Source organism: Dapis purpurea BLCC-M126, from assembly GCF_050015975.1.
Lineage (GTDB): Bacteria > Cyanobacteriota > Cyanobacteriia > Cyanobacteriales > Microcoleaceae > Trichodesmium.
Genome location: NZ_JBNHER010000007.1, coordinates 1 through 13,251, shown reverse-complemented (window position 1 = coordinate 13,251; position 13,251 = coordinate 1). Strand labels below are relative to the sequence as shown.

Below are 13,251 nucleotides of genomic sequence, written 5' to 3'. Positions count from 1 at the left end.
TTATTTTCTTAACCCACGCCTACAAAACTAAATAATTATAGGAGTTAATTTAGCCCGATACTATTTTGCTAATATTTTTTAATAATGCAGAGTAGAATATTTTCCACTGAGGGGGTATGTCCCAATGTCTACAAGAAAATCTTGTCAAACCTTTTGCTACTTATATCCCCTTAGTTGTCGGCTAAACATTTGTTACCAAACTATTAACCCTAATAATTAGTTTTTTATGATTTAGTAGCGACCACCACCACCACCTCTGCGTCCACCACCAGCGGGTCTTCTATCTTCACGAGGCTTTGCTTTATTAACTTTTATATCACGACCCATCCATTCAGCTCCATCAAGTGCTTCAATAGCAGCAGATTCTTCTTCCTCTGTACTCATTTCCACAAACCCAAAGCCACGCGGGCGTCCTGTTTCACGGTCAGTTGGTAACTGAACTCGCTTGACAGTACCATAGTCCTTAAAAACTTCAGATAGGTCTTCTTGTGTGACCTCGTAGGATAAGTTACCTACATAAATTGACATAGATTTTCTCCCAAATTTAGAGATGTGTAGAGATTTAGACTTCGGAGAGAAGCTTGCCAATAACGACAGGAAAGTAACCCTCAATATGAACAAACATTACAACCGAACTTATTCTCATTTTATATAATAGCACAACACATACTAAATATTCAGAGACTTTTGTGAAAATATCAAAATATAAAATATAAAATTACTAAAATATAAAATTACCAAAATATAAAATATAAAATTACAATATGACCAGGGACATTCTCTTCAGCTCTCCCAAGGAATCACAAGAGCAAGCATTATATAAATTATCAAAATAATTGAGTGGCGCAACCCAGGCTTTTAAGGCGAAATGTTTTTAGAGGGTTGTTCAAAGTCGCCAATCTGACTTCTAACTTCTAATACTCAATCGAGTTTATAGAGTATCCTTATTGTGGAAACCAGAATATTGCGTATAGGCGAGATGGGAAAAAGCTTAGAGATGATGGGCAAAAGTATCTTTATCATAACCAAATTTGATATAACTTCTGACTTCTGACTTCATTAAAATCCCTCAACAATGAACAATGGTTTGTTCAATAAAACTTATAGAAGCATTAACCATTGAACATTGATCGGGATTAAACACCTAGAGGTAAGCATCTTAAGAAACTGAGATTTTGCTTACCTAACCTACCTCTAAATCTTAAAGTTGCTTGACCTCAGAAACCAACTTAGCAACCATATCCTTGGCACTGCCAAACAGCATCATAGTCTTATCCTTGTAGAACAAATCATTGTCCACACCAGCAAAACCAGTGCTGAGACCGCGCTTAATCACAATAGTATGCTTTGCCCTATCAACGTCTAGAATGGGCATACCATAAATTGGACTATTTTGGTCTGCACGAGCTGCAGGATTCACCACATCATTAGCCCCAATTACCAAGGCCACATCTGCTTGGTCAAACTGAGGATTAATGTCATCCATATCGTATAACTGAGGATAAGGGACATTTGCCTCTGCTAATAATACGTTCATGTGTCCAGGCATCCGGCCAGCAACTGGGTGAATAGCATACTTTACTTCAACACCCAATCCTTCCAACTGGTCTGATAACTCCCGGACAGAATGTTGAGCTTGAGCAACGGCCATACCATAACCAGGCACAATTACCACAGAGCGGGCATAACCCAACATCATTGCACCCTCTTCTGGGTCAATACTATGAACCGTCTGCTCAGTTTTGCCACCTGCACCAGCAGCAGCACCGCCACCTTCACCAGTACCAAATGCAGCAAATAGTACATTAGTTAAGGAACGGTTCATACCCTTACACATAATAACTGTGAGGATAATACCAGAAGCACCAACCAATGCACCTGCGATGATTAACATATTGTTCATCACCACAAAACCAGCAGCACTAGCAGCTAAACCAGAGAAGGAGTTCAACAAAGAAATCACCACTGGCATATCACCCCCACCAATGGGGATAACAAACATTACACCTAATACTAGAGACACACCTACCAATGCTAAAAACACGGGTAAGTTGAATGGTGTGACACACAGATAAACACTGCCTACAATAAACCCACCAAATAGGAGAGCATTAACAGGTTGCTGTAATGGGAAAGTGATTGGAGAACCACTCATAATTCCTTGTAGTTTAGCAAAAGCAATCACAGAACCTGTGAAAGTTACGCCACCAATTAATACACCTAATAATGCTGTAATAGTAGTAGGTAATGGGGGTGACTGAGCAACAGCTAGAAACCGCCAAAATTCACCTACTGCGACCATTGCAGAAGCAGCACCACCCAAACCGTTGAATAAACCAACCATTTGAGGCATGGCAGTCATTTCTACTTTATAAGCAGCGATCGCTCCAATAATTGAACCAATAACGATTCCAATCAGAATCATTTCATAGTTCAAAACTTCTTTTTCAAGTAGGGTTGCCACAATAGCAATCAACATCCCTACTGATGCTAACAAATTACCATTCCGAGCTGTAGCTGGAGAACCCAACTTTTTCAGCCCCACGAAAAATAGAGATACTGCTACTAGGTAGCTTAACTGGATTCCGGTTGGTATAAAGTCAGTCATTATGCAGCCTCCTTTTTCTTGAACATTTGCAACATCCGGTCTGTTACTAAAAAGCCACCAACTACGTTAATGGTGGCAAAAACGACAGCAATTAAACCTAAAATGACAGTGACATTCCAGTCTTTGTCACCAGCAATAATTAGTGCGCCCAAAACTGCAATCCCTGAAATAGCATTAGCTCCAGACATTAGGGGTGTGTGCAGAGTTGGAGGCACTTTGTTAATCACTTCAAATCCGGCAAATGATGCCAAGACGAATACGAATAAAGCTGCAATTAATGTTTCGCTCATAGTCTTTTCACACTGAATTGTTTTTAGAAGGAAGAAGGAAGAAGGAAGAAGGAAGAAGGAAGAAGGAAGAAGGAAGAAGTTTGATCTTACCTAGTTTCAACTCTTCTGCAATTCCTCATTTGATTAGGTAGTGCTATAGTTATAGTTACTGAAGTTAATTCTTCCTCATATTGCTTTTAGCTTTGTGGAAAAATATCAATCCCTAATTTACTTAATAAATTAGATTGATTTGACATTTTGACTATTAGCATTTTTTAAAACTAGCAATACTTTTTAGTGAGGAATTATTTAACTACCAACAGCAACACCCAAAGCATCTTTTACTCTTTGATTACGAATTTCACCAGCATGGCTAACACAAGCACCAGCAATGATGTCATCCTCAAAATCAAGATTTAGTTCCCCATCTTTAATCATCAACTTGAGCAAAGCTGTAATATTTTTTGCATACAACTCACTAGCATGAACTGGCATAGTTGCTGGTAAATTGACAGGACCGATAATAGTCACGCCATTCCACTGTACATCTTTGCCTGCTTCAGTACATTCACAGTTACCACCTTGTGAGGCTGCCATATCAACTATTACTGCTCCTGGTTTCATTTGGTCTACCATTTCCTTAGTTACTAGCAATGGTGCTTTTTTACCAGGAACTTGAGCAGTAGTAATGACAATATCTGAAGCAGCAACGTGCTGTGTGAGAACTTCACGAGTATGTTGTTTAGCTTGCTCAGAAAGTTCTTTAGCATAACCACCATCAGCAACAGTGTCTTCTTGGAGAGTAACATCTACAAATTTTGCTCCCAAGCTTTGCACTTGCTCTTTAACTTCTGGACGAATATCAAATGCTTCTACTACCGCACCAAGACGACGAGCAGTAGCGATCGCCTGTAAACCAGCAACTCCTGCCCCCATAACTAATACTTTGGCAGGTTTAATAGTACCTGCTGCTGTAGTTAACATAGGGAAAAACTTAGGTAAAGCAGCAGATGCCAGCAAAACAGCTTTATATCCACCAATATTAGCTTGGGAAGATAAAGCATCCATAACTTGCGCCCTACTGGTACGAGGGATCAGTTCCATACTGAATGCAGTTACTTTACGTTCAGCTAAACGCTTTACAATAGCTGGGTTTCCTAGAGGATTGAGGAAACTAATAACAACAGAACCTTCCTGTAATTTATCAACTTCTGATTCCTCTAGTACCCCAATTTTTAGGAGTACTTCAGTTTCACGCCACAGAGTGTCACTATCAGAAATTATCTTTGCTCCAGCTTGTTCGTAAGCTCCGTCAAAGAAGAAAGATTTTTCTCCCGCACCTGCTTCTACCTGTATTTCTAGCCCCTGTTTAACTAACTTGGCTATGACATCAGGAACTAAGGCCACACGAGATTCATTGACCAGAATTTCCTTAGCTACCGCTATTCTCATAAATTCTCCTTGTCTACTAAAGTTTGATTTCCTTACCAGGGAACCCCACCTAAAATTAATGGGCCTGAGTTAGCTAGCTATCTTATGGTTTTTTACTACTTGCTTCTTATTTAAGATTATTAGGCTGATATTTCATTGCTCATTGCTATCTTTAACTTGTCTTATGAATTCAAGGTGGCCAGAGGAAAATATGATTAATTTTAGTACCAAAAATTTGTTATTAAATTTGTCATTATCGAAACTTATGACAAATTTTCTTAAAATTCCTAATTTAAAGTTGGTGTTGTAGCAAAAGTCAGAAGGCGCGAAGCATAATTCTTGGTTTGACTATATTTGATTGATATGAAATCCGATTATACAGTTATCGCATTTACTATTTGCTATCAAGACAGATCTAACCCGGTTTACTGTTAAACAATTTCGGCAACTTAGATTTTGACTTTTGACTTACAATATTTAGCTGTATTTATAAAATTTTGATAAAGTTTTAGAGAAGAGATTTTAAAGTTAGAGAAAATTTTATGAAACGTATACTGTCTGCTTTGATTGTAAGTAGTTGCTTATTAACAGGGTTCTCAATGGCAAGTTTAGCTCAGGGAATGCCAGGATTTACATTGTTTGGTGGGCCAGAACAGAAAAATCAATTAAATTTCCGTTTAGATTCTGGTAAATCTGGGACATGGGATCGTTATCGACTGCGAATACCAGCAAACAAATTAAATTTAGCCGTTGCTCAGTTATCAATTTTTTATCCTAACTACTATAAAGGTACTTTTGATACTGAAAAAATAGAAATTCGTGTAGGGGGAGGAAAATCTGAAAAACCAGAATCAATACCCATAGATGAAGTAGTATGGGACAAGGAAAACAAGTTTATCGAAATATACCCTGCTGAACCTATTCCTGCTGGTAAAAAAATTGAGGTAGTTCTCAACAATGTAAAAAACCCCAGATTTGGTGGAATGTATCACTTTAATGCCAATATCAGGACTCCTGGTGATGTACCTTTACTACGTTATATTGGCACATGGCTTTTGAGCATAGAATAGGATATTTAGTTGAGAATAGAGGATAAATTGACTGAGACCAACTTTATTAAGATATCCATGCTACAATTGGAGATTGTGACTTTAAATTATTATTAGATTAGTGGTTAAGGAGTAGAGAAAAATGACTCAGCGGACTTTACATGGTACCAGTAGAAAAAGAAGAAGAGTATCTGGTTTTAGAACAAGGATGCGTACAAGAAATGGCCGAGCAGTAATTAAAGCACGTCGGCAAAAAGGCCGTGAGCGTCTGGCAGTTTATTAGAGAGTATTTTCACCATCTAGACGAGTTTGAAGAAATCTCACCATGTTGCCTATAGAAAACAGGCTTCGTCATAATAAAGACTTTAGTGCTGTATACCAGAAAGGAATTCGCAAAAATACTTCTTATTTGGCTTTAAGGGCTCTGCGTCATCAGCAAGAGCCTAAATTACTTCTGGATACAGATAATTTGGAACCTCATAGACCTACTCGCATAGGTATTTCTATTAGCAAAAAGGTGAGCAAAGGAGCAGTAGTCCGAAATCGAATCAAACGCCAAATAAGAGCAGCTTTGCGCCAAATATTGCCATATATATCAAGAGGATGGGATATAGTAATCGTAGTAAAACCAATAGCCCAAAAGTGCAATTATGATGAATTTCTGCAACAATTAGAGAAGTTATTGGCACAAGCGGAGGTTTTGCATGGGTATTCGAGAAGAAGCCTTCTATGAGGGTGGTCCCCATATAGGAGATTTAATCTTTAATTTATTAATTGGCCTAACAATTATTGGCCTGCCTCTAACTGTTGCGGCTATTGTCAGGGCCTTGTGGCTAAGGTATCGGATTACTAATCGCCGAGTTTCAGTCATAGGGGGCTGGATGGGACAAGATCGTACAGATATTGTTTACTCAGAAATTGTCAAGGTGGCAAAAGTTCCTAGAGGATTAGGAGCTTGGGGTGATTTAGCAATTACCCTGAGAAATGGTACTCGCTTGGAACTAAGGGCAATACCAAGATTTAGAGAAATTGAAGCTTACATAACTGAAAAAATGGCGGCAAAAACTCAAAAAGCTGACAGTGCTACTAATTAATTGATAATTAGAGATGGTTTTCATTATCCACCATTCATTATCCATTTCCCTATTCCCTGCTATATAATATCAATCTAGATAAAAATGCTGATAAATTATTAGATTTACAAGTAGTTAACTAGATGTGGGAATTAGTAGTAATAAATAATTTCAAATCGTCAAAATTAGAAAAATAACCAGCCCCAAGGTAGACATAAAATAATGGATTTTGGTATAGGATTTATTTCCAACAACATAATGCTGCCGATCCTAGACTTTTTCTATGGGATCGTGCCTAGCTATGGTCTAGCAATTGTAGCTTTAACCCTTGTAATTCGTGCAAGTCTCTACCCATTAAATGCTGGGTCAATTCGGAATATGCGTAAGATGAAAGTTACGCAACCTTTGATGAAGAAGAGACAAGAGGAGATTCAAAAACGCTATAAAGATGATCCACAAAAACAGCAGGAAGAAATGGCTAAACTTATGAAAGAGTTTAATCCATTGGCAGGATGTTTACCACTCCTATTTCAAATGCCCATACTTTTTGCTTTATTCGCAACTCTGCGTGGATCGCCTTTTACTAATATCAATTATACTGTAGATTTACAAATATTTCCTCAAGAACAGTTAGAACGAATTCAACCACAGGCTTATACAACTTCACCTCAAAATATATATGTTAATGATGGTGTTCACTACCCAATTTTGGCTCTCATGCCCAGTGGTAATAAGTTAGTTGTTGGAGATAAAACTCAGGTTGAATTTCAAACAGAACAAGGAAAATCTCTAGCAACTTTGAAAGAGGAATATAATCAAACTGAAATCCAGCCTATATGGACTGTTACTAAAGGTTCTGAAAGAGTTCAAATAGATCCAGATGGAAACTTAGTAGCGTTACAATCAGGTGAAGCTACAATTCAAGGTACAATTCCTGGAATTGCAGCAAATAAGGGGTTCCTATTTATTAAAGCCCTCGGTCGTGTTGGTGCCTTTGATGACGATGGGACTATCCACTGGGACATATTAATTATGGTGGTTGGTTTTGGAGTTAGCATATATGCTAGCCAGACAATATCAGGTCAAGGAGCTGGAGCTAACAATGCTAATCCAAATCAAGACTCTATAAACAAAATTACTCCTATTCTATTTTCAGGAATATTTCTGTTTACTCCCCTCCCAGCAGGTGTGCTACTGTATATGCTGATAGCTAACATATTTCAAACTTTTCAGGCATATATTTTATCCAAAGAACCATTGCCTGAGGACATTCAGAAATTAGTAGAAGAGTCACAACCAAAAACAACAAAAACAGGAAAGGGAAGAGAAGCACTACCCTTTGAACCAGGACGTTCTAAGAAGAAAGCTTAATGCTAGTAATGAGCGAAAGTTATATAAATCAAGATCAAGGACTAGATGAAGGACAGCAATGGCTAGAGAAACTGCTAAACTTAGCAAAAATTCCCGCAAAAGTCATAGCTCAACAAAAAGAAGATTCCTATTGGTTGATAATAGATGACACTAACCTGACGCCAGAACAGGTTTCTGTTCTAGTGGGAGTTGATGGTAAAGTAATTGATGCTATTCAGTACCTTACCAATACAATTCTGAATATAAATAATAATGATTCAGAACAACATTCGGCCTACACTGTGGAAATAGCAGGTTATCGAGCTCGTCGCCAAGAAGAATTATTATTAATGGCTGAGTATGCAGCTAAAAAAGTACGTTTAACCGGTCAGGAGTATGAGTTAACATCTCTATCTTCTACGGAACGTCGTCAAATACATACTATCCTCCAAGACTGTGAAGACCTAGAAACTTACAGTCATGGACAGGAACCAGACCGCCGTTTAGTAGTAAAAATTAGAAACTAACAAAAAATAGGAAAAATTGAGGGAAATGGATGATTCATAAAGATTAAAATCATTAATTTGAGTAGAGTAAATTCAGAATTCTTAGTGTAGAATTCTGAATTTCTGATAAGGAATAAGTGAGGTGAAATAAGATGGAATTAATATCTATTCCCAGTCTGTTAAAAAAAACGGATAGGACTGAATCTATCAAGTTTGAAGAGTTTATATTAGACTTGGAAACACTGACTCCAGTTAGAGGTTATTTACAAGTAACTCATCATGGAAACTATCTGGAAGTTAAAGGAAAATCAGAAACAATTATTACCCTCACTTGCGATCGATGTTTGAAACAGTATAACTATAAATTAGTGATTAATCCAAAGGAATTAATTTGGTTAAATCAAGTTACAACTGAAAAAGAGTTATTCCACATAGAAGCGGAAAATTCTGTAGAACATTTAGTAGAAACTTTACCTCCAAATGGAGATTTTAACCCCAGAGAATGGGTATATGAACAGGTCTGTTTAGCAGTTCCTCCTAGAAAGTTATGTGACAATAATTGCCAAGGCATAAAATTATCTAAGATGAATACTTCATCATCAGTTTTAGATAGTCGATGGGCAGCTTTAGAGGCGATCAAAAGGCAACTGAATTAAGATTTGATAATTTGGTGTTGAAGTTCTTTAGTTAAGTATGAAACATAAAGACTATTAATTAAGAATTAATATCAGGTTTTAGATAAATTATTGACAATGCAATAGTCAAGACTATCATTATAACTGATAATATACTTAGATAAGATTGTATAAAATAGACCAGAAAAAAGTTTTCTGAAATCCCACAAATCAAACATGATATAACTGGGGAATGAAAAAAAAATATTATGAATTTTCAAGCAGAGTTTGAACTACTATTACGTTCGCGGTACTCAATAATTTATATCCAGACAAGGGAAGAAGAACGACTAGAAAATGCAATTATTGAATCAGCAAAAAAACAAGGTAATAGAGCAGTATATGTTTGGGATTTTGTGGAAGGATATCAAAATAATCCTAATGATATAGGTTTTGGCAAAAGAAATCCTCTTCAAGGTTTAGAACTTGTGGAAAAGTTGCCGGAATCAGCTCCGGCAATATTTGTATTGCGAGATTTTCAAAGATTTTTGGAAGATATTTCTATTTCTAGAAAGCTAAGAAATTTGGTGAAAAAATTAAAATCTCAACCCAAAAATATAGTTATTCTGGCTCCTGAAATATCAGTTCCAGAGGATTTAACTGAAGTTATTACAATAATAGAATTTCCACTACCAAATAGTCAAGAAATTTCTCAAGAGGTAGAACGTTTGTTAGTGGCAATGGGTCAATCTTTAGAGAAACGTTTATTAGATGAAGTGGTTAGGGCAGCTCAAGGATTATCTATTGAAAGAATTAGAAGAGTCTTGGCTAAGGCGATCGCTACCCACGGAGAATTACAGCTTGATGATGTCGATCTAATTTTAGAAGAAAAACGCCAAACTATTCGGCAAACTCAAATACTAGACTTCTATCCTGCCCATGAAAATATTTCCGATATTGGGGGTTTGGACAATTTAAAAGATTGGTTGTTGCGACGGGGAGGGGCATTTTCTGAACAAGCAAGACAATATGGTTTACCTCATCCCAGAGGTTTACTTTTAGTAGGAATACAAGGTACGGGTAAATCTCTTACCGCTAAGGCGATCGCTCATCATTGGCATTTACCTTTATTACGTTTGGATGTGGGCCGTTTATTTGGAGGTTTAGTAGGAGAGTCGGAGTCTCGTACCCGACAGATGATTTCTATTGCTGAAGCTTTGGCACCTTGTGTTCTCTGGATAGATGAAATTGATAAAGGTTTTGCAGGATTTAAAAGTCAAGGAGATTCTGGCACTACGAGTCGTGTTTTTGGTACATTTATTACTTGGTTAGCTGAAAAAATATCTCCTGTGTTTGTGGTAGCTACTGCTAATAATATCCAAGCTTTACCACCAGAAATATTGCGAAAAGGTAGGTTTGATGAAATATTTTTTGTTGGTTTACCTAATCAGGTAGAAAGAAAAGCTATTTTTGAAGTACATTTATCTAGGTTAAGACCTCATAATATTAAGAGTTATGATATAGATAGGCTAGGTTATGAAACTCCAGATTTTTCTGGTGCAGAAATAGAACAATCTATAGTAGAAGCTATGCACATTGGGTTTAGTCAAAATCGTGAGTTTACTACTGAAGATATCTTGGAGTCTGCTAGTCAAATTATTCCTTTAGCTAGAACTGCTGAAGAACAAATTAAGTTTTTACAAGATTGGGCAGGGGCAGGTAAAGCACGTCTTGCTTCTAGATATGATGGCTTCAAAAAGTTTTAAGTATAGCTATTATGCGCTATAACTAAGTCAGGCATCGAGTGCTAATTGGTGAGGTATCCATTTCCTGCGGAAACGCTTCGCCAACAGACAGAATGTAAGACGCACATCTGACAGTCAAAAGTCAAAAGTAATCTCTGACTAATAAGGTGAAAATTTCTAGATGTTAGGTAACAAGAAATTTGATATTATATCAAGTCTCATAAATTAGCCAGAAATAATAAAAATGTTTTTCTCTTTCAAATTGCTGCCTATTACCTATTCTCTGTTTTAGATACCAAATTTTTTTTTATTTAAACCTTTAAAAAACAATGAAAAGTTATGAATTTGTATGGATTCTTCAAATTTTTAGTAGGGTTTATTTTAGCAATACTGTTACTAGCTGGAGCTAGCGCAGCAGCAGTTCTATATTTTGCAGCTAAACTCACAAGAATGCCTGAAAAACCAATATTTAAAAATGAAAAACCTGTAGTCCAAAAAGTTAGTACATCTCCTCAAACAACGAACACTACAAAATCAGCAAATGAATTAGATCCAGGAACTTATAGGGCTATTGTGGTAGAACCTATTGGTTTGATTCTTCGGGATACTCCTAGTAGAAATTCTAATAGGATAGGAGGTATTTCTTATCAAGAGGAAGTTATAGTTTTGGAAGAGAGTTCTGATAAGAGGTGGCAAAAAGTTAGAGTAGATGATGGGAGCGATCGTATAGGTTGGGTTTCAGGAGGTAATACAGAAAGGTTAGATTAGATTATCAACTTTTTACATCAGTTAAGATTGATATTATCTTATTCCTGTAGATTATTATAGTAAGAAAATATATATAGGATTTCTAGGATTTACAAGTTATTCAAATATTAGCTAATACCATTTTGAAACAAGAATGTTACGAATAATAAGGACGATAAAAAGATTTTACAGGAGATGTCCCTTTGACTAAAAAGATGATTTATGAACTAAAAAAAAGCATCGAAGCTATTCCCATACGACTCCTGACTCCTGACTCCTGACTCCTAAAAAATACCCTGTCTATTTGTAATAAACATTTATTAAATTGGTATAAGTTATCCTATTTTTTTTGAGAAAAATTCTAGCGGTTCCTTATTCAGATTCATTGTTCAGCAGTGGGAGCATCTTGCTCCCCTAGATCAACGAGATGCTTTTTCGCTAAAACCTAGAATTTTATTACCTAAATCAGACTTAAGAATTGATATATATTTCATCTTCTTCAGCAATAGATAGACCTTTTTTTTGATCGATAACTTTAATAATTCCGTCATTTGTTAAATCTTCAATATATTCTAACAAATCATTTTTCAATACCTCTGGATCGACTTCTTCTAATTCTAAGATATCCTCATAAGCTTCTTGAATAGACTCAGATCCTATTAAAGCAAATAACATTTGAGCTGCTACATCATCCAAGAGAAAATCTTCACCTTCTTGTTCAGCATTAACTACAAAAATTCCTCCCTCATCTTCTGCTAGAAAAAAATCATTAGTGAATGATACTTTTTGAGTGAATGAAATGTTCACAACTTACCTCTAATAGCAATACAATTAATTCAAAAAAACACTGCTTTTACATCGCAAGATATACTATACAATAGTTAAACAATTATTTTCTATTAAGTAATAGTTAAAAATATGAACTTTCGTATAGGTAATGGCTACGACATTCATAAATTAGGGCGAGAAAGACCATTAATTTTGGGAGGAATCAAAATTGACCATGAAATGGGACTTATTGGTCATAGTGATGCGGATGTTCTGACCCATGCCATTATGGATGCAATGTTAGGTGCTTTAAGTTTAGGTGATATTGGCCATTACTTCCCTCCGAGCGATCCAAAATGGGCAGGGGCTGATAGTATAGATTTATTGAATCGTGTCAATCATTTAGTTAAGGCTGCTTGCTGGCAAATTAGTAATATTGACTCAGTAGTAGTGGCAGAGCGTCCTAAACTGAAACCACATATAGAGAAAATGCGATCGCGCCTTGCTACTGCTTTAGAACTAGAAGCAAGTCAAGTTAGTATTAAAGCTACTACTAATGAAAAATTAGGTCCTGTAGGTAGAGAAGAAGGTATTGCTGCTTATGCGGTGGTTTTGCTACAGAAATATGAAGGTTTGTAAGTGTTAGCTATGAGAAAGGTGCAATTAAGTCGCTCCACTAGGGTGCATTAGGCATTCCAGGATTTTCTTTTCCTTGCCATGGTTAATCAATTTGCCATAACGCACCACCACTGCTCTCACCAGTAGTAGCGTGTCTAGAGTAAAGAAGACCTCTCCCGAACCCCTCTCCTGCAAGGAGAGGGGATAGATACTCCCCCTTCCCTGCAAGGGAAGGGGGTTGGGGGGTTAGGTTTTTTAACCCACATTTTCAAGCTTGATGCGCCACTACTAGATTACAGTTAGCAAATGTGAGCTATGAGAAAGACTTCATTAATTGATAATTGATAATGGATAATTGATAATTACCTCTGGTTAAAACCGTTCGGGAATTGAAGATAAGGAAATATCCTAGCACTTTTCTCTTGGTCGATTGGATATGCCGTTAGCGTTAGCGGCTCTGCAAGAGCGGGAGA

15 protein-coding genes are annotated in these 13,251 nt (G+C 36.7%); 10 read left to right on the top strand and 5 right to left on the bottom strand.

The window, feature by feature from the left end; all coding sequences use genetic code 11:
• Positions 1-231 precede the first annotated feature (231 nt).
• The 4 genes from ACP6PL_RS01980 to ACP6PL_RS01965 form a co-directional block, all read right to left on the bottom strand.
• Positions 232-528 (bottom strand): RNA recognition motif domain-containing protein, encoded by a 297-nt coding sequence (locus ACP6PL_RS01980; RefSeq protein ID WP_426541990.1) that lies wholly within the window; start codon positions 526-528, stop codon positions 232-234.
• Positions 529-1,201: 673 nt separating this feature from the next.
• Positions 1,202-2,608: an NAD(P)(+) transhydrogenase (Re/Si-specific) subunit beta gene (locus ACP6PL_RS01975; protein WP_426541988.1), complete on the bottom strand. Its 1,407-nt coding sequence runs from the start codon at positions 2,606-2,608 to the stop codon at positions 1,202-1,204.
• On the bottom strand, positions 2,608-2,898 hold the full coding sequence (locus tag ACP6PL_RS01970) for an NAD(P) transhydrogenase subunit alpha part 2 (RefSeq protein ID WP_094678584.1): 291 nt from the start codon (positions 2,896-2,898) through the stop codon (positions 2,608-2,610). The genes ACP6PL_RS01975 and ACP6PL_RS01970 overlap by 1 nt, the downstream gene beginning before the upstream one ends.
• 288 nt (positions 2,899-3,186) lie before the next feature.
• Positions 3,187-4,329: a Re/Si-specific NAD(P)(+) transhydrogenase subunit alpha gene (locus tag ACP6PL_RS01965; protein ID WP_426541985.1), complete on the bottom strand. Its 1,143-nt coding sequence runs from the start codon at positions 4,327-4,329 to the stop codon at positions 3,187-3,189.
• 521 nt (positions 4,330-4,850) lie between these two features.
• Here ACP6PL_RS01965 and ACP6PL_RS01960 point away from each other — a divergent pair.
• The 9 genes from ACP6PL_RS01960 to ACP6PL_RS01920 all read left to right on the top strand — a co-directional run bounded on the left by ACP6PL_RS01960 (position 4,851) and on the right by ACP6PL_RS01920 (position 11,413).
• Positions 4,851-5,378, top strand: a complete 528-nt coding sequence (locus ACP6PL_RS01960; RefSeq protein ID WP_426541983.1) for a DUF2808 domain-containing protein — start codon at positions 4,851-4,853, stop codon at positions 5,376-5,378.
• Positions 5,379-5,499: 121 nt separating this feature from the next.
• The gene (rpmH, locus tag ACP6PL_RS01955; protein WP_124147110.1) at positions 5,500-5,640 is read left to right on the top strand and encodes a 50S ribosomal protein L34; all 141 of its coding nucleotides are present in this window, start codon (positions 5,500-5,502) and stop codon (positions 5,638-5,640) included.
• Between the two features lie 42 nt (positions 5,641-5,682).
• Entirely contained in the window at positions 5,683-6,090 is a 408-nt protein-coding gene (gene rnpA, locus ACP6PL_RS01950) for a ribonuclease P protein component (RefSeq protein WP_426541981.1), read from the top strand.
• Positions 6,062-6,451 carry a PH domain-containing protein gene (locus ACP6PL_RS01945; RefSeq protein WP_426541979.1) on the top strand — a complete coding sequence of 130 codons (390 nt, stop codon included), beginning with the start codon at positions 6,062-6,064 and terminating at the stop codon, positions 6,449-6,451. The genes rnpA and ACP6PL_RS01945 overlap by 29 nt, the downstream gene beginning before the upstream one ends.
• Positions 6,452-6,652: 201 nt before the next feature.
• Positions 6,653-7,801 carry a membrane protein insertase YidC gene (yidC, locus tag ACP6PL_RS01940; protein WP_426541977.1) on the top strand — a complete coding sequence of 383 codons (1,149 nt, stop codon included), beginning with the start codon at positions 6,653-6,655 and terminating at the stop codon, positions 7,799-7,801.
• The gene (locus ACP6PL_RS01935; protein WP_426541975.1) at positions 7,801-8,307 is read left to right on the top strand and encodes a Jag family protein; all 507 of its coding nucleotides are present in this window, start codon (positions 7,801-7,803) and stop codon (positions 8,305-8,307) included. Before yidC ends, ACP6PL_RS01935 begins: the two co-directional genes overlap by 1 nt.
• 131 nt (positions 8,308-8,438) lie before the next feature.
• Entirely contained in the window at positions 8,439-8,942 is a 504-nt protein-coding gene (locus ACP6PL_RS01930; protein WP_426541973.1) for a YceD family protein, read from the top strand.
• 227 nt (positions 8,943-9,169) lie between these two features.
• Complete coding sequence (locus tag ACP6PL_RS01925; RefSeq protein ID WP_426541971.1) at positions 9,170-10,666, top strand: AAA family ATPase; 1,497 nt, start codon at positions 9,170-9,172, stop codon at positions 10,664-10,666.
• A 318-nt stretch (positions 10,667-10,984) separates the two neighbouring features.
• Complete coding sequence (locus tag ACP6PL_RS01920; protein ID WP_426541969.1) at positions 10,985-11,413, top strand: SH3 domain-containing protein; 429 nt, start codon at positions 10,985-10,987, stop codon at positions 11,411-11,413.
• Positions 11,414-11,863: 450 nt separating this feature from the next.
• On the opposite strand, the gene ACP6PL_RS01915 is transcribed toward ACP6PL_RS01920, so the two are convergent.
• Positions 11,864-12,199, bottom strand: coding sequence for a PqqD family protein (locus ACP6PL_RS01915; RefSeq protein WP_426541967.1), 336 nt, complete (start codon positions 12,197-12,199; stop codon positions 11,864-11,866).
• 111 nt (positions 12,200-12,310) lie between these two features.
• Here ACP6PL_RS01915 and ispF point away from each other — a divergent pair, with 111 nt between their 5' ends.
• The gene (gene ispF, locus ACP6PL_RS01910; protein ID WP_426541965.1) at positions 12,311-12,799 is read left to right on the top strand and encodes a 2-C-methyl-D-erythritol 2,4-cyclodiphosphate synthase; all 489 of its coding nucleotides are present in this window, start codon (positions 12,311-12,313) and stop codon (positions 12,797-12,799) included.
• Positions 12,800-13,251 lie beyond the last annotated feature (452 nt).